Genomic DNA, 19362 nt, shown 5'->3' with positions numbered 1-19362 from the left:
CATCACCGATATATGGACCATTCGGTCTTGAAATCAAGTGACCAGATTGAGGGCGGCTTGCGGCCCCCTTGGCTGCGATGCGGAGTGGGTCTGGAGCTCGCCCTGCGCCTAGAACGCGACCGCCAGCGCGGGATAGCGGCGCTCGATGGCATCGAGATCGACCACCGGCTCGTCATACTCGGCGTCGGATTGAATGCCGATGCTCAAAGCCTGCTCCAGGGCGAACATGTCGATGCGGGGCGGCGCGACGGCCGGCTCCGGCGCGATGGCATCTTCGGCCACATAGTCGGGTTCGATGACGTCGTCCGGTTCCAGATCATCCGCGGCCAGCTCGATCTCGGGCTCGACGATGATCTCGGACTCCGCAAGGATGGTTTCGAGCGAGGGCGGCAGCGCGATGGGGCGCCGCTCGATGGGGTGATTCTCGTGGAGACGGAGTTTGATCGGCTCCGGCTCGGCGGGGCGCACGGGAGCGGGTGGCGCAGCCACCATCGCAGCCGGCCGCTGGCTCGGCACGATGCTCACCTGCTCGGGCTCGGCGCGGGATAGCGCCTGCCAGGTCTGCACCGCGGCCTTGGCGTGCCGGATATCGTCGAGGAGCGACTGCTCGGTGTAGTAGCGGCGCCAACGGCCGCTCTGGAACAGCTCGGTCAGATGGTCCAGGCGCCTTTCGGCAAGCGCGCACCAGCGCGCAGCCAGTTCGCGGCTGCAAGTCACGTCCGGTCGATGTGTCATGGGGGAGCCCGTGAGATAAGGGGACGGACGCACTCGGCACGAATCAACGCAACGTGACGTGAATATTTTGTGGAAAAGGTTAACAAAGTCTAGCTAATGCCATGTTGTTTGGCGGCCAAACCGTAGTCGTGCGGAAATTTTCTCCGTGCTTTTTCGGAATCCGGCCTAGTGCAGCCACGCGAACGCGGCCAACGACATCGCCTGACAACCCGAAGATGTGCCCATCGGGCGGGCGAACACTGTCGGATATCAATGTCGCCGGGATTCGACCTGGCCCAGAAATGGAAGACCCGTCCGGGGGGACAACCGGACGGGTCGAGCCATATGGGCGCTTGGGGTGGATGGGCGCTCGCGCCGTATATAGCCTTGGGGAGGGGATCACCGCTCCCACATGCTTTCTGTCGTGACCGCCCCGCTGCACGTTCAAAGCGAGCGGGAGAATTTCGGAACGTTCACGAAAACGTTGGCGTCATTGCTGCGCCGGCCGAAGCGCGTCGCCGGCTGGAGATGCCTCGGTCACCGCGGCCGGCGCCGAACGCAACTCGCGGGCCGCCGCGGGCTCCGTTTGCAGCCCCGCGGAAGGCACAGCAGCAGCAGGCGCATCCTGCGGCGAGACCACGGCCTGGACCGCCGCCAACGCATCCGCCTCCCCTGCCCCGAACAGATCGTCGCGTCCGGGGGTCCCGAGATCGCGCGCGGTCCCGGTCAGCACGGTCCGCACCGTTTCCGGCTTCAACGCCGGATTGCGCTCCAGCACCAGCGCCGCAAGCCCGCTGACATAGGCCGCGGAAAACGAGGTGCCCGAGATGATCTGATATTTTCCGTCCGGCGCCGGCAGGAAGATCTCGGCGCCGGGCGCGGCCAGCGCGATGTAATTGCCGCGGTTCGACGCCGGCAGCAACTGATCCCTGTCATCGGTCGCACTGACGGCGATGACGTTCGGATTGCCCGCAGGATACAGCGGCGGCGACTTGGCCCCGGCATTGCCGGCCGCGGCGACCATCACGACGCCCTTGGAAGCGACGGCCGCGATCGCGCGCTCGATCACCGCATCTTTCGGGCCGGCGAAGCTCATGTTGACGATCTGCGCGCCGTGCAGGGCCGCGTAGTCCAGCGCCTTCAGGATCACATAGGAGCTGCTCTCCGGCCCGCCGCCTTTCTTGGCCATGCCGAAGGCGCGGATGGCGATGATGCGTGCATAGGGCGCGCTGCCCATCAACCGCTTGTGCGACACGATCACGCCGGCGATGCCCGTGCCGTGCGCATGCGGTCCCTCGTCACCGCCGAGCGCGTCGAACGCGTCGAACGACGCGTCGGCGAATTCCGGGTGCTTGAGATCGACCCCGGAGTCGATCACGGCGATGGTGACGTTGGCGCCCTCGGCCAGCCTGTGCGCTTCCGGCAGCCGCAGCTTCGCCAGCGCGTATTGCGCCGGATCGCCCTCGACAGGCGGCGCACTCTGCTGCTGCAGCGTATAGCGGTAGTTCGGCTGCACCGAACGCACCCTGGCATCTGCCGCGAGCGCACGGCTGACCGCCTGCACCGAGCGGCGATCGGTGATCCTGAACAGACCGATGGTGGCGCCGATCAGCGGAAAGCGCTGCGAGCTGATGCGCTGCAGGCCATGGCGGCGCGCCAGCGCGTCGGCCTGGTCGATCGAGAGACCGTCATCGATCTCGGCGACGATCTCGTTGGCGACGGTCCGCGGGTCGACCGCGGCCGCAGCTTTCGGCTCGCCGCGCTGCGTCACCTTGGCGGACCTGCCTTTGTCCAATCTTCCTTGGGACCGCCGGCCCTGCCCGTCCCCCGTCACCGACCGGCGGTCGAGACATTCACCCGACACGCTGCGATCCGCCGGGTTGCAGGACGCCTGCAGGTTCGGTGCAAATCGCGCATTGGGCAAGGTCGGGCGCAAGGCCATCCCGGTCGGCGGCGGCACACGCATCGCGGTGCCCGGGTTGATGCTCGGCACCCGGCTCGGGATGTTGATGTTGGGCGAACGCATCATCGCCTGGGCATGGGCACTGAGGTCGCCACCCGCGAAAGCAGGCATTGCGACGACAATCAGTATCGCCACCGATCTGGCGAAGTGTAGCGGCGAAGTGGACGACATGGAGCCTCCGAATGACGTTCGGACGGCGCGGGCCTATTGCGCGGCCACCGCGAGGCTGACGATCTTCTCTCGCGCCAGACGGCCGATCAGGCTGTCGGCCTCGGCCTTCGACAGCGGCCGGTCGCCGAGTTGCAGCTTGAACAGGCCGCCTCTGGCGCCCTCGACGATCAACGCCTGGTAGCTGTCGAGCAACGCGGAGATGTCGGCCATGCGCGCATCCGGCGCGAACCGCACCAGCGCATAGGCGGGCGCGGTCGATCCGGCGACCTGCGATCCAAGGCCGCGGATCAGCGGAGCGGCCGGGGCCGGTGCTTCGGCCATCCGCGAACGCGTCATGCTCTCGGGCGTCCGCTCCGCCGGGGCCGGCGCAGCAGCGCTCGGTGGCGGCGGCGGCGCGGCCATCGGTTTGCTCGCGGGCTCGGGAGCTGCGTTCTTGTCCTCGACCGAGGCGGTCTGATAGGTCGCGGTCTGCGAGCGCATCAGCACGGCGCCGATCACGCCGGCCTGCGCCAGTACCAGAAGCGCGCCGAGGCTGACGGTCCACGCCAAGGTCTGCGGCGACAAGCTGTCGAAGAAATCCATCAGCCGCGCGCTGAAGCCGCGCGGCGCGGCAGGCTTCTGCACCGGATCCGCCTCGATCGCCGCGAACAGCTTCTGCATCGCGCGCATCGAGGGCGCGCCGAGGCTTTCGTTCAGCGCGATGGTCTCGGCATATTCCTTCTGGATCTCCGCATATTGCCTGGCGAGATCGGCGTCGTGGGCAAGCACCTCCTCGACCCGGCGCATGTCGCGCGCGTTCAGGGTGCCGGCGGCGTACCACGGCAGCAGGAGTTCGATCTCTCCGGGCTCTTGCTCCAGCATCTTGCTCAAAGCCATCATGGCCAGCCTCTTTCAATGCCGGCCGCTTTCAGGAGTTCGGCCAATTTCTTGCGCGCATAGAACAGGCGCGTCTTGACGGTGTTTTCCGGAATTCCGACGATCTCGGCCACCTCCTCCACGGACTTCTCGTGGTAGTAGACGAGATCGACGATCTCCCGGTGATCAGGCGAAAGCGCCGTCAGGCACTTGCGCAATGCTTCGCCGGTATTCTTCTTCTGGACCGCGACCTCCGGATCGTCGGAGGTATCCTCGATCGCGTTCGCGGCCTCGTCTTCCAGCTCAACGTCCTTCCGGCGCCGAAGTGCCGACAGGGCCTTGAACCGCGTGATCGCCAGGAGCCAGGTGGAGACGGCAGAACGGCCTTCGAACTTGCCGGCCTGACGCCACACGTCGAGAAAGACCTCGCTGATGAGGTCTTCCGCGACCTGCTCGTCCCGCACGAGCCGGAGCCCGAAACGGTACACCCTGACATGGTGCCGTCCGTACAGCACCTGCATGGCGAGCCGGTCGCCTTGAGCGATCCGGGCAATCAGGGTTTCATCTGACGCCGCTGCTGTCACGCTCAATGGCCGTCTCGCAAGATTGGTCTGGAGGATTGACGTCGCGGTTCGAACACAACCGCAAAAATCTTCAAAATACCGGAAAGATACGTCCCGAAATGTGAGTTGGCGCACAGACTTGCAGATTTCGCTGCAGCGCCCAGGTCGATCGCGACCAGCGGGTTCCCGCCTACCATGTTCCGCCCGTTCCCGCCAACTGCGCGTCCTGAAAGCCGTAGATTCCCCGTCGCAGCACGACGCCGGCGGCCTCTTCGTCCATGCCCATAGATACCAAAGTTAAATGCTTTCCCACGTAGATTTTGAGCCAACGACGAAGAATCGCGAGCACATGGGCACGACGGCACCGCCTTTTCCCAGTCCGAATGTCGCTGAGGCCGGGGACGCGCAGCCGTCTCCGTCCAGCGACCTGCGCGCGCGTCGTGCCGGGCGGCGCCGGCAGATGCTGGCGTTGGTCGCCGGATGCTACCTGATCGACGCCGTCATCCTGCTGATCTATGCCCAGGCGGGAACCGTCCCGGTCACGATCGCGCCAGCCTATGCAGCGATCGGCGTTCTCACCGTCGCGCTGTGGACCGCTTTGTCGGAGAGTGGCTTCAACGACCGTTTCCGCGACCACTACCTCGTGGTGCCGCAATCGCTCGCCAGCATGATGATCACGGTCGCGTTCTGCTACATCGCGCCCGAAGTCAGCATCCTGTTCCTGTGCACGCTGTACATCGTCGTCGCCTTCGCCTCGCTGCGCGCGACGCCGCGCCAGAGCGCGATCTGCTGGACGTTCCTCGCGATCGGGCTGGCGGGATTGTTCCTGCTCACCGACAAGCCGCTCGGCATGCCGCACGACAGCGGCCTCGAGCGGCTCGCGACGCTCCTGGTCTTCCTCCTCACCATCGCCGGCTGCATGTTCCTCGGCATCTTCTCCAGCGCGCTGCGCGAGACGCTGTACCAGCGCGGACAGAAGCTCAAGGAAGCCTATCGCCGCATCGAGGAGCTGGCCGAGATCGATGAGCTCACCGGCGCGCTGAACCGGCGCTCGATCATGGATGTGCTGGACGAGGAGATGGCGCAGGCGCGGCAGGGCGGCCAGCCCTGCTCGGTCGTGCTGATCGATCTCGACTGGTTCAAGCGCATCAACGACACGCATGGTCATCCGACCGGCGACGACGTGCTGCGCACCTTCGCCATCACGATCTTCGCCAACATTCGCGGCAGCGACCGCTTCGGCCGCTACGGCGGCGAGGAATTCCTGCTGGTGCTGCCGGGCGCGCCGGCGGACGCCGCCGCGCGGCTCGCCGAACGATTGCGCCAGATCATCGCCGGCCTCGACTGGAGTGCGTTCTCGACCGGCCTGCAGGTCACGTTCTCGGCCGGCGTAGCCGCCCCGCGCGGCGACGAGACCGCCGATTCGCTGCTCGCCCGGGCCGATCGGGCGCTCTACGACTCGAAGGCGCAGGGCCGCAATCGCGTCACCAGCGCCTGAGCCATCCCGGCATGCCCCCGAAACCCACCCCGAACGAAAGCCTGCTCGACGAGCTCGAGGACACGCTCGCGCACGGCACCGTCGCGCGGCGGGTCGAGACCCTGCGCAAGGTGACGGACCTGTTCGTCGACGGCGCGACGGACTTCGCCGATGACCAGGTCGCGCTGTTCGACGACGTATTCGAATGCCTGATCGACCACATCGAGATCTCGGCCCGCGCCCTGCTCGCGCGCCGGCTTGCGCCGCTTGCGTCGGCGCCGCCGCGGACGCTGCACCGGCTGGCGGATGACGACGCCATCGATGTCGCAGGCCCCGTGCTGTCGAAGTCGGAACGGATCGATGAGGCCGCGCTGATCCGCACAGCCGAGACCAAGAGCCAGGCGCATCTGCTCGCGATCTCGCTCCGGCGCGTGCTCAGCCACGCCGTCACCGACATCCTGCTCAGGCGCGGCAACGACGAGGTCGTTCACAGCACCGTCAGCAATCCCGGCGCCGACGTCTCGGGGGCCAGCCTCGACACGCTGGTCGATCGCGCCGCGCTGGACGAAAACCTCGCCGCGTGCCTCGCCATGCGGCCCAATCTGCCGCGCCACCTCTATCTGAAGCTGGTCGCCAAGGCGTCTGCCACGGTCCGCACGCGGCTCGAGGCGGCAAATCCGAAGCTCGCACAGGAGGTCTCCTCGGCGGTGCGCATGGCGGGCCGGCGGGCGCGATCGAGCGCGGTGGCGCTGACCAGCCAGACCGAGATCGCGCATGCGCTGGTGCGCTCGCTGCATGCCGAGGGCCGGCTCGACGACCGTCTCGTCGTGCAGTTCACCGAGCAGCGCAAGTTCGACGAGGTCAATGCCGCCGTCGCGGCCATGGCCAACGTGCCGGTCGCGATCGCCGAAAGCATCATGATCGAAAGCCGTGCCGAGGGCGTGATGATCCTTGCCAAGGTCGCAGGTCTGTCCTGGCCAACGGTGAAATCGATCATCCTGATGCGCGACGAGCTCGCCACCACCGCGCCGGCCGATCTCGATGCCTGCAAGGCGACCTATGAGCGGCTCCGGCGGTCCACCGCGCAGCAGGTGTTGCGCTTCCACCGCGTGCAGGACGCCGCGGCGCCGATGCAGGCGTAGTCGCGACCTCGCTCGTCGCGCAGCCCCCTCAGTAGCGCAGGACCCTTGCGCCGATGAGCGCGCCGAGCCCGGCCACGATCAGCGCGGCCACCGTGTACCAGGTCGCCACGAACAGCGGCGAGTCGTCGGTGCAATGCGCGGCATAGAGCGTCGCCGCGATCCCCGCCGAGACCAGCCCGGCGATCGCGCCCGTCATCGCCGGACGCGACGGCGCGCCATGGCGCAGGCCGAACAGCGCGGCGGCCAGCAGCGGCAGCGACAGCACGGGAATGGCGCTCATGCACACCATCGAATTGTGGCCGACCAGCCGCGCCATCATCGGCGTGCGCTGCGGCAGCATCATCTCCGCCGCCATGCCGCCGATAAGGACGACGATCGGCGCGATCAGCAACCAGCTCCAGCCCTGCAGCGAGGCTTCGGGGCGCGACAGATGCAGGCCGATGATCAGCGCCGGGATCGCCAGCGCCGTGGTGACGACGAACTTCAGGTCGAAGAATGGATTGCGCACCGCGAGCCAGATGTCCGGCCGGACGCCGAGGCCGACGAGCAGCATCGCGGTCGATACCGGCGTCGCCGCCATCAGGGCCAGCGCCAGCACGATGCCGACCGGCTGCGCGCGCTGCGCATTGTCGGCCGCGAGGGTGCGGATGAGCTGATCGGTGTCCATGGTCAGGTATCCCGTAGCTTGGCCGTGAGGCTTGCGAGCGCCCGGTGCAGCGCCACCCGCACCGCGCCCTCGCTCATCGAAAACTTCTCTGCGGTCTGCTTGATCGAGGCGGCCTCGACCGCGATCGACTGCAGCACGTCGCGCTGACGCTGCGGCAACGTCTTCAGCTGCGCCTCGACCTCGCTAGCCGAGACGGTGGGCGCCGGCGGCGCGTCGGCCAGCGTCTCCGAGAAATCGTCGATGTCGACGAACACCCGCCGGCCGCGCCGGCGCAGCATGTCGATCAGCTTGTTGCGCGCGATCGCGAACAGCCAGGGCGCGAACGGCGCGTCGACGTCCCAGGTGTGCCGCTTCAGGTGAACCGCCAACAGAATTTCCTGCACGATGTCCTCGGCCTGGTCGGAGGGCTGGCCGGCGCGCGCCAGCCCGCGCCGTGATGCTGCGCGCAGCACGGGCGTGATCGCCCTCAGCAGGCGATGATAGGCCTCGTCGTCACCGGCGACGGCCTGACGCATCCAGCCCGTCCACTCGTCGTCACGCTCGCGCAACTCCGCTCCACCCTAGCAATTCGCCCGAAACACTCAGTTTGTTACTCTCGCTCCATCCTCATCACTAATTCGTGATGAGGACATTGGCCTCGGAACCATCCGAGTTACGCCACACCGAGAGCACGCCACCGGGCAAGTCTTGGAACCGCTCCATAGCACCGAATCGCGAGGTGCATGATCAGGTTTGATGGGCAGCGTCGCAAAGTGCGGCGGCGCCCAGCTTTTGCCGTGAGCGGCAGGAAGATACCCATTTTCTGCCCCGTTCTCGACATCTGTCGGGGTCTCACTCCGGCTTGGGCTGGCGGGATGGGGAGAAGGCCGACGATGACGATCCAAGCCAGTGGACGTTCAGCATTGATCATTGCCGCCGCGTTCGTTCTGGGCCTCGTTGGCACTGGATTCGCGCGCGCGGCCGAACAGCAGAGCTACAGTCCGTTCTTGCCGGTGGGGTCCGAGAGCGCTCCGGCGGCGAAGCAGGACGGCTTCCCGGCGCCGCTGCCGGCCGAAGCCCAGGCTCAGGCCGCACCTGCGGCGCAATCGACCGACGCCGCGCCGAGCGATGCGCCGGCGGCCTCGGACGTCACCGTGAACATGGTCACGGTCAGCAATGACGACAGCTCCGGCTGGGACAAGGCCTCGATCATCGGCAAGATCTTCATCGCCTGCGGCACCCTGCTCACCCTGGGCTCGGCGGCGCGGATGTTCATGATCTGAGGCGCCGCGCGGCGCCGCACCTACTTGATGCGCATCGATCCAGCGGGCACATTGCCCGCTGTTTTGATTTCTCGGGGTTGGCATCATGAGCGTCTACGAGCACATCATCGTCGAAGGCAAAGGCGCGGTCGGTGTCATCACCCTGAACCGGCCGAAGATGCTCAACGCGCTGTCGTTCGGCGTCTTCCGCGAGATCGCCGCCGCCGTGGATGATCTCGAGGCCGACGACGCCATCGGCTGCATCGTGATCACCGGCAGCGAGAAAGCGTTCGCCGCCGGCGCCGACATCAAGGAGATGCAGCCGAAGAGCTTCATCGACATGTTCTCGAGCGACTTCACCGCGATCGGCGGCGACCGCGTCGCGCGCTGCCGCAAGCCGACCATCGCCGCGGTCGCGGGCTACGCGCTCGGCGGCGGCTGCGAGCTTGCGATGATGTGCGACTTCATCATCGCCGCCGATACCGCGAAATTCGGCCAGCCCGAGATCACGCTCGGCACCATTCCGGGCATCGGCGGCACCCAGCGCCTGACGCGCGCGATCGGCAAGGCCAAGGCGATGGACCTCTGCCTCACCGGCCGCATGATGGATGCGGCCGAGGCCGAACGCTCCGGCCTCGTCAGCCGCATCGTGCCGGCCGACAGGCTGATGGACGAGGTGATGGCTGCGGCCGAGAAGATCGCGGCGATGTCGCGCCCGGCGGCGGCGATGGCCAAGGAGGCCGTCAACCGCGCCTTCGAGACGCCGCTGTCCGAAGGCATGAACGTCGAGCGCAACCTGTTTCACGCCACCTTCGCGCTGGAGGACCGCGCCGAGGGCATGGCTGCCTTCATCGAGAAGCGCAAGCCGGTGAACAAGAACCGGTGAGATTGCTGCGGGTCACTCGCAGCTGAACGAATCGATCTGCCTCTGATGTCCACGGGTGCCCCTCACCCGCCTACCGAGCGCGTATCCGCGCGGCCATGTCGCAGCACTGCGACAAACGGTCTGTGGCGAGCACGACACAACAAACCATGGAAAAGCCTGCCGGATTCCACATCCACGGTTTGTGTGTGGCCGCCATCCGCCCTAAACAGGTAAACAACTGGTTAAGACAGTGGGACGCGGCGGAGTCGGATGGTGGGTCGAGCCAAGGAATTTGGCGTCGGCGAGGTGCGTGCGCGAAGGATCGGCCTCGGCCTGACCCTCGCGGCCAGCCTCGTCGTCTGCTCGCCTGTGCGCGCCGAGGATCTCGCGGCCGCGCTCGCGAAAGCCTATCAGACCAACCCGGCGCTCAATGCCGAGCGCGCGCGCCAGCGCGCCACCGACGAGAACGTGCCGCAGGCGCTGGCCGGCTATCGTCCGCAACTGATCGCGAGCCTCGGCGCCGGCCTGCAGGCCGTGCGCAACCTGCTCCCCAACAACACGATCCAGACCGCGACATTGAAGCCCTGGACCATCGGCGTGACCGTCACGCAGACGCTGTTCAACGGCTTCCGCACCGCCAACAGCGTGCGCATGGCGGAGCTGCAGGTGCAGTCCGGCCGCGAGGCGCTGCGCAATGTCGGCCAGGGCGTGCTGCTCGACGCCGTCACCGCCTACACCAACGTGCTCGCCAACCAGTCGCTGGTCGAGGCACAACGCTCCAACGTCGCCTTCCTGCGCGAGACGCTCTCCGTCACGCAGCGCCGCCTCAATGCCGGCGACGTCACGCCGACCGACGCCTCGCAGGCCGAGGCGCGGCTGTCGCGCGGCCTGTCCGATCTCAACGCCGCCGAGGTCAACCTCGCCATCAGCCAGGCGACCTATGCCCAGGTCATCGGCATGGCGCCAGGCCAGCTGCGCGCGGCCGACCCGATCGATCGCCTGCTGCCGCGCAGCCGCGAGGACGCGATTGCGCTCGGCAACAAGGAAAATCCGGCCGTGGCTGCGGCGAGCTTCGACGTCGACGCGGCCTCGACCTCGATCAAGGTCGCCGAGGGCGCGCTGCTGCCGAGCGTGACCCTGCAGGGCGGTGTCAGCCGCAGCCGCGATTCGGATCAGACGCTGGGCACCTTCGGCACCGACCAGGCCTCGATCGTCGGCAGCGTCACCGCGCCGATCTATGACGGCGGCACGGCGGCGTCGCAGACCCGCCAGAGCAAGGAGCTCGCGGCGCAGAGCCGCCTCGTGCTCGACCAGGTCCGCAACCAGGCGCGCACCGCGGTGGTCAGCGCCTGGGTCGCCAATGAAGGCGCCAAGGTCGCCGTCAGCGCCTCCGAGGCCGAGGTGAAGGCCGCCACCGTCGCGCTGCAGGGCGTGTCGCGCGAGGCGCAAGGCGGCCAGCGCACCACGGTCGACGTGCTCAACTCGCAGGCCGACCTGATCCAGGCCAAGGCGCGGCTGATCGGCGCCCAGCGCGACCGCGTCATCGCCTCCTACACGCTGCTCAGCGCGGTCGGCCGGCTCGACGTCAAAAATCTCAATTTGAACACGCCGGACTACCTGCCCGAGGTTCACTACCATCAGGTGCGCGACGCCTGGCACGGGCTGCGCACGCCCTCGGGGCAGTAGCGCGGGACGAGACCCGCGCGAGCGCCGGCCTCATCCCATCCTGTCGATACGCCGCATGACATAAGCCGAAGATACTAATAGGCCTTGGGATCGCCGCTGTCGCTCGGATGCGCGAACGCCTTCTGCAGCGCGGATGTCATCGGGAAGTTGAAGTTGACGCCTTTCGGCGGCACCGGCGCCATGAACCATTTGGCGTACAAGGCCGCGATCTCCGGGCTCGTATAGAGCTTCGTGGCGGCGCGGTCGACGACGGCCTTGAAGGCCGGATCGTCCTTGCGCAGCATGATTCCATAGGGCTCCGGCATCGAGAACTGATCGGTCGAGATCACGAAGTCCGACGGCGTCTTCGCGCTGGCCACCAGGCCCGCGAGCAGGATGTCGTCCATCACATAGGCGTCGGCGCGACCGTTCTCGACCATCAGAAAACCTTCGGCATTGTCCTTGGCCGTCAGCACGTTCATGCCGAGCTGGCGCGCCGTGTTGGCCTCGAAGAGCTGCTTGATGTTGGTGGTGCCCGACGTCGAGGCGACGGTCTTGCCCTTGAGGTCGTCGATGGTCTTGAGGCCGCTCGCGGCCTTGGCGACGAAGCGGTTGGCGGTGAGGAAATAGGTCGGCGAGAACGACACCAGCCGCTGGCGCTCGATGTTGTTGGTGGTCGAGGCGCATTCGAGATCGATGGTGCCGTTGGCGATCAGCGGAATGCGGGTCGCCGACGACACCGGCGTCAGCTTCACCTCCAGCCTGTCGAGCGTCAGCGTCGCCTTGATCTCGTCGACGATCCTGTTGCAGATGTCGAGCGCGAAGCCGAGCGGCTTCTGGTTGTCGTCGATGTAGGAGAACGGCAGCGAGGTTTCGCGGTAGCCGATCGTGATCGCGCCGGTCTCCTTGATCTTCTGCAAGGTGCCGGTCAGCTCCTCCGCGAAGGCGGGTGCGGCCAGCACCGCTGCAACCAGAGCGTACGCGACGAGACGTGCCTTCTTCATGGGTTTCTCTTCCCGTTGGATGCGAGTTCCCTCGCAGAAGCAAGGACTGCGCCAGGGAAAGGCGTCTCGTCCACGAGGCCATCGAGGCCTCGTCCGTCAGGCGAACGATGTCCCCCCGGGCTGGCACCCCGCACCGATTCACCGCACAATGCGTGCACGTCAGGACGGAGGCGCGCATGCTGTTCATGGTGATCGAACGTTTCAAGGACCGCGATCCGATCCCGGTCTATCGCCGCGTCCGCGATCCCGGCATCACGTTTCCCGACGGGCTGAAATATCTCGGCAGCTGGATCGAACCCAATTTCGACCGCTGCTTCCAATTGATGGAATGCGACGACATCAGGCTGCTGCAGCAATGGATCCTGTCCAATGCCCGCGACACCGGCATGACCTTCGAGATCGTGCCGGTCGTGACCAGCGCCGAGACCCGCGAGGTGGTCGCGCCGTTTCTGGACGAGGCGTGAACGGCGGAGAAGTCCGCGTAGGGTGGGCAACGCAGCAGGCGGCTGCGTGCCCGCCGTCTTTCCACGAACTCATCAGCAGGACGGTGGGCACGGCGCCACGATGATCTCGAACGTGGAGACAGCGCGGCTGCGCCTTTGCGCACCCTACTGAATGCCCTACCCATCGAATGAAAACAGCTCGATCGGGTCGTTGAATCCGCGCACCGGGAATTCGCCGACGCGCTCGAGCGCGAACGGGCCTTCGACGAGCTCGGCGAAATCGCGCGACAGCAGCACCGGCCGGCCCACCTGCTTGGTCAGCGCCTCCATCCGCGAGGCCATGTTGACCGCGGGGCCGATGACGGTGAAATCCAGCCGGGTGCGCGAGCCGATATTGCCGTACATGACGTCGCCGACATGGACACCGATGCCGTAGTTCAGCGGCGCGCGGCCGGTCTCGCCGTTGCGCGCGTTCAGCTCGGTCATCGCCTTGCGGGCGCCGCTCACGGCGTGCAGCAGGTTGGCGCAGGCAGCGGGCTCGGTGAGCGGAAAGATCGCCAGCAGGCCGTCGCCGATGAACTTCAGGATCTCGCCGCCGTGCTGCGTGATCGGCTCCACCATGGCATCGAAATAGCTGTTGAGCAGATCGATGACGTCGTCGCGCGGCCAGTTATCGGAGATGCGGGTGAAGTCCCGGAGGTCGCAGATCATGATGGCGGCACGCACCGTGGTGCCGCTGCCGCGCCGGGTGGCGCCGGCCAGCACCATCTCGCCGGCATGCGGCCCGACATAGGTTTCGAGCAGGGTCCGCGCCAGGCGGTTCTTGACGCGGATCTCGCTGACCAGCGCCAGCACCGGCACGAGCCGCAACAGCGCATCGATGTGCGCCTGGTCGAAGCCGCCGCGCCGGTCGGTCGCGAAGGTGACGATGTGGCGCTTGCCCAGCGTGTGATACATCGGCCAGGCGACATAGTCGGTCAGGCCCTGCGCCCGCATCTCGTCATAGATCGCGTGCCGACGGCCGAGCTCGGGGTCGCGCGCGAGGTTCTCGCGGATCTCGTCGACGCCCTCATGGATTTCGCTGGCGGGACTGCCGATGTATTCCGAGCGCTCGCGGACGTCGTAGTCGACGCGGGCGATGTCGGCGCCCTGCATGCCGTCGCTCCACAGCATGCGCGCGCCGAGCCACTGCGGATGATTGATCTGGACGTGCAGCGAGGCCCGCTTCACCGGAATGCCGGCACGCTGCAGCCGGTTGCACATCTGCCCGAAGATGTTGTCGATGAAGCGCTCGTCGCGGGTGCCGTTGGTGAGCCAGTCCACGACCTCGTCGCCCAGGCGCGGGCCAGCGACGAGATGGGCGTCCGTTGCGGTCATGGCGGTCTCCTGGCGGCTTGGCGTCGCGGTCCAGGAGATGTCGTGCCGCAATGCGAAAGAGTCAATCGACGTCATCGCACCGCGGCCCACCCGGATGGGCAGGATGCGCCAGCTCCGCATCGGATCGGCGAGCCGGGACAGCCGAGACGCCTCGCGCAGATGGGGCGGATGCTGCACACCCGCCCCATCGGCTCACATCGCAGGATCAGAAGTGCACGACCGTCCGCAGCCCGAGCACCACCGCATTGCCGGTCTTCACGCCGGCGGCGTTGAAGCCGCGTCCGCCCGGATTGATGACATACTGGGCGTCGAACTTCAGGTTCATCCAGCCGGTCGCCTGCCAGCCATACCAGGCCTCGATCGGCACCTCGTTGCCGCCGGCATTCGGCGTCAGCGCCGCCGAGTTGACATGCGTCGTGCCGACCGCGAAGCCGACCTCGTCGTCGGGACGGAACGAGAAGGTGCCGGTGTGCTTGACGCCCCAGGAGATCTGGTAGTCCTGATACGAGGTGCGGTGATCGGCGACGCTGGTGTTGAGGAAGGTGTACCAGCCCTGCGCCTTGGGACCCTCGACCGTCAGCCGCTGCAGGATCGATTCATAGAAGCCGTAGCGGCCGCGCTGGCTGCTGAGATTCTGATCTCCCACGCCGGGACCACCGGGGACGACGGCGACGATGCCGGGCAAGCCGCCATCGATCGTCGACGCGCTGTCATACCAGCCGCCGAAGCGCCAGGTGCCGTTCAGCGGACCACTCGGCTCCCACACCACTTCCACCGGCACCAGCACGCCCGAGGCGGGAGTGGAGCGCGGAATGCCCGGCGCGAGGTAGACGCCGGCGTCCGACGTCGTCAGATAGTTCGGATTGGCGTCGTAGACGCCGACCGACAGCTTCCATTCCTTGGTGAAGTTGTAGTGCACGACGCCGGCCCACTGGCTCACCGGCCAGTTGTAGATGTAGCCGCCCTGGATGTTGCCCGGCTGGCCGCCGCAGAAGGTCAGGTTGATGAACTCGCACTGGCCGAAGAAGAAGTCGGAGCCGACCGGCAGCCGGCCGCCCTTGAGCACGAGGCGGTCGTCGAACAGCTTCTGCTGATAGTAGAATTCGGTGAGGCGCAGGATGTTGCCGCGGCCGAACACCTCGTTGGTCAGTTGCAGCGCCGGAATGCCGGCCTCGCTGTTGAGATTCTTGCCGAAGCGATCGACCAGCGTCACGCCGATCATGCCGCCCTGGATGCCGGCGAGCTTGGCCATGTCGAACTTGGCTTCGAACCACAATTGCCCGGCATTGGCCGCGGTGTTGCGCGAGCCACCCGACAGATTGGTGACGGCTTCGTCGCCGAGCGTGAGCGCGAGCGAGATGCCCTGCTCCTTCAGCCTGGTCCGGCCGAGATCGCCGAACAGATACGGCCGCATCCAGAAATCATCGACACCCGCATAGGGAATCGGCGGCGCCTTCATCGGCAGATCGGCCGCGACCGCACCACCGCCACCCAACAAACAAGACAAGGCAATCCCTACGCCGCACATGCGCGCGGTCGTCGCAAACCCACTCATTTTTCCTGCTCCTCGCAGCGTCCCCAGGCTCTGGATGTTGTTCTGTCGCGTCCGGCCCAGAGCCTTCGTCCCGGCACGCGCTTCCCCACGGCTCAACCCCGGCCGCCGCTCATTCGAGGAGCGATTTCGTCAACCTGAGATTGGATGGCAATCCTAGCAAGCACCAGGGCGCCCTTGAATAGTCATATTATATTTTGGAGTCGGTATAACCGTAACTGTGACACGAGTGTCACATCCCGCATTGCGGAATAAGGCTTACGTCAATTCCACCCCGGCGACCCCTGAGGAGCCAATTCCAAGAGCGATCAGATCTGCGCGCGGGCACGCGCGATCCATCCGCGAGCAGGACATCAATCCGGCCGTCGAAATAGCGTTCGGAGTTGATCTCAGCTCCAAGCTCCATCACCTGCGCCGCGGCACGCGCCGCATGCATCACGCCCGCACCGCGCTTCGGAAGGCCGCCACGAGGGCATCGAGCGCCGCGCGCGCCCGGCCATCCCTCACCCGCGTGTGCAGCACGACCGGCAGCCGGGGCAGCTCCGGCAATCCGAGCCTTGCGCCGACATCGACCGCGCCCGATGGCAGCATGCGCGGCGCGAGCGCGGCAACGCCGAGCCCGGCCGTGACGGCCGCGACGACCGCCGCAACGCCGCCGCCGACGAAGATTTCGGCCCAGGACACGCCGGCCGCATCGAGATGCTGCGCGGCCATCGCGCGCACGCCGCACGGCTCGGCCATGGTCGCGACCGGCAACGGCTCGCCCGCGCGCGGCTCCCAATCCGGGCCAGCGAACCAGCCGAACTTCTCCTCGGCCACGAGGTCGCCATCGCTGCGTCCGGCATGCAGGCGGACGATCACCGCCTCGAGCTCGCGCCGGTCGTAGCTCTGCAGCAGGTCGGCCGACGATCCGATGCGGATCTCGACCACGAGATGCGGATCATGATCGTTCATGCGCGCGATCAGCGCCGGCAGCTCCGGCCCGGCGACATGGTCGCTGATGCCGATGATCAGGCGCTGCCGCACGCCGGCGAACACCGCGAGCGCGCGGTCATGCGCTGCCAGCAGCTGACGGGCAGGATCGAGGAAGACCCTGCCTCGCTCCGAGAGCTGCACATGACGCGGCGTGCGCTCGATCAGCCGGCACCCCAGCCGGTTCTCGAGCCGCCGCAGCTTCAGGCTGATCGCGGCCTGGGTCGTCTGCATCGCCTCGGCGGCACGGGTGAAGCTGCCGAGCTCGGCGATACGGACGAAGGCCTGGACCTCGTCCAGGTCGAGCGGGTGTTCGGTCATTTCCAGCCATTATGACTGATATCTCGATCCCCAGCATACCCGAACCGCATCGCCGCATCTAACCTCTCAGCCGACATCACGGATGAAAGGACCAGGGATGCCGCTGCTTCACATCTCGCTGCGCGCGGGCAAGCCGGAGGCCTACCGGCAGGCGATCTTCGACAGCCTCTACCAGGCGATGCGCGAGGCGCTCGACGTGCCGGAGGACGATCAGTTCATGACCATCACCGAGCACGATCCTTCCAACTTCCGCTATGGCAACGCCTTCGGCATCAACCGCAGCGACGATCTCGTCTACATCCAGATCACCGTCTTCAACACCCGCACGCGAGAGCAGAAGAAGGCGCTGTTCCGACGCATCGCCGACCTGCTCGGGGACAGCCCCGGCATCAGGCCGGAGGACCTGTTCATGACCATCCTCGACGCCGCCAAGGAGAACTGGTCGGTCGGCCACGGCCTCGCGCAATTTGCGTGAGGCGATCGGTGGCGAGCGGCTCGCCTGGAAGCACGATGTCTGCGCGCGTCATTGCGAGCGCAGCGACGCAATCCAGAATCCTTCGGAGAGACAGTTTGGAATGCTTCGCTTGCGCTCGCAATGACAAGGACAGAGCGCGTCGTACGTCCTAGCGAGGCTGCGCATCTTGAATGAAGGCATTCCACTCATCGCGAACGACGCCCCGAAGCAGACCAGAAGGGATCGTGCCCACGTTTGCTCGCCCAAGATAATTGGGCGGTGGGCCGCATGTCTCGATGAAGAAGTTGACGGCGTCGCCTGCCTGTGCAGGCATCGACGTTTACGCCGTTGGCAGCAGCGCGTGCCCCGGCTGACCGCAGTTGTTGATCGATGCGGGCCCCTCTGCTCCTCTATGCTCGTACTGCTCCCGAGACGAGTCACGCTGCGTGAAAGTCCCCGAACCCGAGCTGTCGAACGAACGATGGGCCAGCCTCCGCGGCGGCTATCGCGTCCATTATGATCCGCGACCGGCATTGCACCGCCTCGCTCAAGGCGATGTATCCGCCTGGGACGAACTCTGGAACGAATTGCACCATCAAGGCGACATCGGCGAAGCATCCTTCGCCGCCGTGCCCTGTCTGGTCCGAATCCACGAACGTCGCGGCGGTGCTGACTGGAACATGTACGGCATCATCGCAACGATCGAACTCGCACGCGACAGGGTCGGCAATCCACCGATCCCACCGGATCTTCAGCCGAGCTATAGCGCCGCCTGGGCACACCTCGTCGACATGGGACTGCGGGAATTGGCTACGACCGGGGACCCCATGCTGGTCAATGGCATCCTCGGCGTCGTCGCGATCGCGAAGGGACAGCGCACGCTCGGCCGGATCGCGGCCCATTTCACGGAAGACGAGCGGATCGCTATACTGGCCGGCATGTAGTGACCGTATGGGCGGCCGGCGCATCACTCATCCTCTACAGGCGCGATCGAGCACCGCCCGCCTGCTAACGCCTCTCTCCCCCTCATCATTCCGGGGCGCGCGGAAGGCAGCGAGCTCGGCGCGCGCCGGCCTCGTGCCGAAAGCGCGAGCCCGGAATCCATGCCCACCGATGCGTGAGATGAAAAAAACACCGGCAGCCTGACCTCCAGCAATGAAACTACGACCTCCTTGCCGGCCCGACCTCAGCGTTGAACCTGGACTTTCGTCCCATGACATCGAGTAACACATCACCTTCGGTGATCTCGTACCCCCACGGCGGCTCGACGAAGGTGGACCAGAGCTTCCGCCCATCGACATGCCAAGCGGCCAACTCGAGTTCAGCCGACATCAGGACGAGTTCGCCGTGCTGCCGCCATCTCCAGAATCCACAATCTGCGGTGTCCTCCCAAAGGCGTCGAAGAGGCAACAGTTTGTAGGCGAGGAGCGTCGTTCCTGCACCGATGAAAACGATATCTCGATCCGGGATGAGCAGGATGCCTGGGTAGAAGAAGGACTTAGGACCTGGATCGAAACGCAGAGAAACAACCAATTCCGGCCAGGACGAAGAATCTCGACCCACGGCAACGAACAATGGAGTTCCGTCCGTTGAACGAATCCCCAGGTCATCGTTGAGAACCGCGTGTTCGACGTAACTGTTGTAAATCCAAGGCAGCACCCCCACGCAAGCGCAGACCGCGTAGCGATCGCAGAAGAAACTCAATTCAGACATGCGTCACGTCCCTCAACTAGGGCCTCGGTAGTCATGGGCCGAGACTCGAATCTCCACCACTGTCGTCCGGCACTTCTGTGTTGCCCGCCGCCGCGATCGTTTGGCGCGTCACTGTGTGCTCCAATTTGATTTGCCCGACGAGGCTGGGCAAGAATCCGAATTAGGGGGGTGAGAGGGCTCGGCGCGGTGCAATTTCGAGCCAT

General features: G+C 66.2%; 19 protein-coding genes. 8 read left to right on the top strand and 11 right to left on the bottom strand.

Annotated features, from left to right (window positions below):
* Positions 1-108: 108 nt before the first annotated feature.
* From QX126_RS27630 to QX126_RS27615, 4 genes are all read right to left on the bottom strand, one after another.
* Positions 109-735: a TIGR03809 family protein gene (locus QX126_RS27630; protein ID WP_315739887.1), complete on the bottom strand. Its 627-nt coding sequence runs from the start codon at positions 733-735 to the stop codon at positions 109-111.
* 469 nt (positions 736-1204) lie between these two features.
* Positions 1205-2848 (bottom strand): S8 family serine peptidase, encoded by a 1644-nt coding sequence (locus QX126_RS27625; protein WP_315785083.1) that lies wholly within the window; start codon positions 2846-2848, stop codon positions 1205-1207.
* A gap of 33 nt (positions 2849-2881) precedes the next feature.
* A complete protein-coding gene (locus QX126_RS27620) occupies positions 2882-3727 on the bottom strand; it encodes a hypothetical protein (RefSeq protein ID WP_315785081.1) in 846 nt (281 codons plus the stop codon).
* Positions 3724-4293 (bottom strand): sigma-70 family RNA polymerase sigma factor, encoded by a 570-nt coding sequence (locus QX126_RS27615; protein WP_008961196.1) that lies wholly within the window; start codon positions 4291-4293, stop codon positions 3724-3726. Before QX126_RS27615 ends, QX126_RS27620 begins: the two co-directional genes overlap by 4 nt.
* A 322-nt stretch (positions 4294-4615) precedes the next feature.
* On the opposite strand from QX126_RS27615, the gene QX126_RS27610 reads away from it, so the two are divergent.
* Entirely contained in the window at positions 4616-5764 is a 1149-nt protein-coding gene (locus tag QX126_RS27610) for a GGDEF domain-containing protein (RefSeq protein WP_315785078.1), read from the top strand.
* Between the two features lie 11 nt (positions 5765-5775).
* Positions 5776-6885, top strand: coding sequence for a DUF2336 domain-containing protein (locus QX126_RS27605; RefSeq protein ID WP_315785075.1), 1110 nt, complete (start codon positions 5776-5778; stop codon positions 6883-6885).
* Between the two features lie 28 nt (positions 6886-6913).
* Here QX126_RS27605 and QX126_RS27600 read toward each other — a convergent pair whose 3' ends face one another.
* Both QX126_RS27600 and QX126_RS27595 read right to left on the bottom strand, forming a co-directional pair.
* Positions 6914-7552: a DUF1109 domain-containing protein gene (locus QX126_RS27600; protein WP_315739892.1), complete on the bottom strand. Its 639-nt coding sequence runs from the start codon at positions 7550-7552 to the stop codon at positions 6914-6916.
* A 2-nt stretch (positions 7553-7554) separates the two neighbouring features.
* Positions 7555-8100 carry a sigma-70 family RNA polymerase sigma factor gene (locus QX126_RS27595; RefSeq protein WP_315785073.1) on the bottom strand — a complete coding sequence of 182 codons (546 nt, stop codon included), beginning with the start codon at positions 8098-8100 and terminating at the stop codon, positions 7555-7557.
* A 324-nt stretch (positions 8101-8424) separates the two neighbouring features.
* Here QX126_RS27595 and QX126_RS27590 point away from each other — a divergent pair, with 324 nt between their 5' ends.
* From QX126_RS27590 to QX126_RS27580, 3 genes are all read left to right on the top strand, one after another.
* Entirely contained in the window at positions 8425-8814 is a 390-nt protein-coding gene (locus QX126_RS27590) for a hypothetical protein (protein ID WP_315739894.1), read from the top strand.
* Positions 8815-8899: 85 nt separating this feature from the next.
* The gene (locus tag QX126_RS27585) at positions 8900-9679 is read left to right on the top strand and encodes an enoyl-CoA hydratase (protein ID WP_315739895.1); all 780 of its coding nucleotides are present in this window, start codon (positions 8900-8902) and stop codon (positions 9677-9679) included.
* Between the two features lie 249 nt (positions 9680-9928).
* The gene (locus tag QX126_RS27580; RefSeq protein ID WP_315785070.1) at positions 9929-11344 is read left to right on the top strand and encodes a TolC family outer membrane protein; all 1416 of its coding nucleotides are present in this window, start codon (positions 9929-9931) and stop codon (positions 11342-11344) included.
* Between the two features lie 74 nt (positions 11345-11418).
* On the opposite strand, the gene QX126_RS27575 is transcribed toward QX126_RS27580, so the two are convergent.
* Entirely contained in the window at positions 11419-12327 is a 909-nt protein-coding gene (locus QX126_RS27575) for an amino acid ABC transporter substrate-binding protein (protein ID WP_315770475.1), read from the bottom strand.
* A gap of 176 nt (positions 12328-12503) precedes the next feature.
* Here QX126_RS27575 and QX126_RS27570 point away from each other — a divergent pair, with 176 nt between their 5' ends.
* A complete protein-coding gene (locus QX126_RS27570) occupies positions 12504-12791 on the top strand; it encodes a DUF3303 domain-containing protein (protein WP_315785067.1) in 288 nt (95 codons plus the stop codon).
* A 156-nt stretch (positions 12792-12947) separates the two neighbouring features.
* Here the strand turns inward: QX126_RS27570 and QX126_RS27565 are convergent, their stop codons facing one another.
* The 3 genes from QX126_RS27565 to QX126_RS27555 form a co-directional block, all read right to left on the bottom strand.
* A complete protein-coding gene (locus QX126_RS27565; RefSeq protein ID WP_315785064.1) occupies positions 12948-14147 on the bottom strand; it encodes an adenylate/guanylate cyclase domain-containing protein in 1200 nt (399 codons plus the stop codon).
* Positions 14148-14352: 205 nt separating this feature from the next.
* Positions 14353-15702: a carbohydrate porin gene (locus QX126_RS27560; protein ID WP_315785062.1), complete on the bottom strand. Its 1350-nt coding sequence runs from the start codon at positions 15700-15702 to the stop codon at positions 14353-14355.
* A gap of 432 nt (positions 15703-16134) precedes the next feature.
* Positions 16135-16992 (bottom strand): LysR family transcriptional regulator, encoded by an 858-nt coding sequence (locus QX126_RS27555; protein ID WP_315716073.1) that lies wholly within the window; start codon positions 16990-16992, stop codon positions 16135-16137.
* Between the two features lie 97 nt (positions 16993-17089).
* Between QX126_RS27555 and QX126_RS27550 the strand changes: the two genes are divergently transcribed.
* Both QX126_RS27550 and QX126_RS27545 read left to right on the top strand, forming a co-directional pair.
* The gene (locus QX126_RS27550; protein ID WP_315785059.1) at positions 17090-17467 is read left to right on the top strand and encodes a tautomerase family protein; all 378 of its coding nucleotides are present in this window, start codon (positions 17090-17092) and stop codon (positions 17465-17467) included.
* 359 nt (positions 17468-17826) lie between these two features.
* Positions 17827-18390, top strand: coding sequence for a hypothetical protein (locus tag QX126_RS27545; RefSeq protein WP_315785057.1), 564 nt, complete (start codon positions 17827-17829; stop codon positions 18388-18390).
* Between the two features lie 217 nt (positions 18391-18607).
* Here QX126_RS27545 and QX126_RS27540 read toward each other — a convergent pair whose 3' ends face one another.
* Entirely contained in the window at positions 18608-19159 is a 552-nt protein-coding gene (locus tag QX126_RS27540; protein WP_315785055.1) for a hypothetical protein, read from the bottom strand.
* Positions 19160-19362: the final 203 nt, after the last annotated feature.

Origin of the sequence: Bradyrhizobium sp. SZCCHNPS1003 (assembly GCF_032381555.1) — a bacterium.
Lineage (GTDB): Bacteria > Pseudomonadota > Alphaproteobacteria > Rhizobiales > Xanthobacteraceae > Bradyrhizobium.
This window is presented reverse-complemented; position numbering and strand designations above follow the sequence as displayed.

What these genes read in the sequence shown, in the direction of transcription:
- QX126_RS27630 (WP_315739887.1), bottom strand. Translation starts at nt 735, where the DNA reads ATGACACATCGACCGGACGTGACTTGCAGCCGCGAACTGGCTGCGCGC.
- QX126_RS27625 (WP_315785083.1), bottom strand. Translation starts at nt 2,848, where the DNA reads ATGTCGTCCACTTCGCCGCTACACTTCGCCAGATCGGTGGCGATACTG.
- QX126_RS27620 (WP_315785081.1), bottom strand. Translation starts at nt 3,727, where the DNA reads ATGATGGCTTTGAGCAAGATGCTGGAGCAAGAGCCCGGAGAGATCGAA.
- QX126_RS27610 (WP_315785078.1), top strand. Translation starts at nt 4,616, where the DNA reads ATGGGCACGACGGCACCGCCTTTTCCCAGTCCGAATGTCGCTGAGGCC.
- QX126_RS27605 (WP_315785075.1), top strand. Translation starts at nt 5,776, where the DNA reads ATGCCCCCGAAACCCACCCCGAACGAAAGCCTGCTCGACGAGCTCGAG.
- QX126_RS27600 (WP_315739892.1), bottom strand. Translation starts at nt 7,552, where the DNA reads ATGGACACCGATCAGCTCATCCGCACCCTCGCGGCCGACAATGCGCAG.
- QX126_RS27590 (WP_315739894.1), top strand. Translation starts at nt 8,425, where the DNA reads ATGACGATCCAAGCCAGTGGACGTTCAGCATTGATCATTGCCGCCGCG.
- QX126_RS27585 (WP_315739895.1), top strand. Translation starts at nt 8,900, where the DNA reads ATGAGCGTCTACGAGCACATCATCGTCGAAGGCAAAGGCGCGGTCGGT.
- QX126_RS27580 (WP_315785070.1), top strand. Translation starts at nt 9,929, where the DNA reads ATGGTGGGTCGAGCCAAGGAATTTGGCGTCGGCGAGGTGCGTGCGCGA.
- QX126_RS27575 (WP_315770475.1), bottom strand. Translation starts at nt 12,327, where the DNA reads ATGAAGAAGGCACGTCTCGTCGCGTACGCTCTGGTTGCAGCGGTGCTG.
- QX126_RS27570 (WP_315785067.1), top strand. Translation starts at nt 12,504, where the DNA reads ATGCTGTTCATGGTGATCGAACGTTTCAAGGACCGCGATCCGATCCCG.
- QX126_RS27565 (WP_315785064.1), bottom strand. Translation starts at nt 14,147, where the DNA reads ATGACCGCAACGGACGCCCATCTCGTCGCTGGCCCGCGCCTGGGCGAC.
- QX126_RS27560 (WP_315785062.1), bottom strand. Translation starts at nt 15,702, where the DNA reads ATGAGTGGGTTTGCGACGACCGCGCGCATGTGCGGCGTAGGGATTGCC.
- QX126_RS27555 (WP_315716073.1), bottom strand. Translation starts at nt 16,992, where the DNA reads ATGACCGAACACCCGCTCGACCTGGACGAGGTCCAGGCCTTCGTCCGT.
- QX126_RS27550 (WP_315785059.1), top strand. Translation starts at nt 17,090, where the DNA reads ATGCCGCTGCTTCACATCTCGCTGCGCGCGGGCAAGCCGGAGGCCTAC.
- QX126_RS27540 (WP_315785055.1), bottom strand. Translation starts at nt 19,159, where the DNA reads ATGTCTGAATTGAGTTTCTTCTGCGATCGCTACGCGGTCTGCGCTTGC.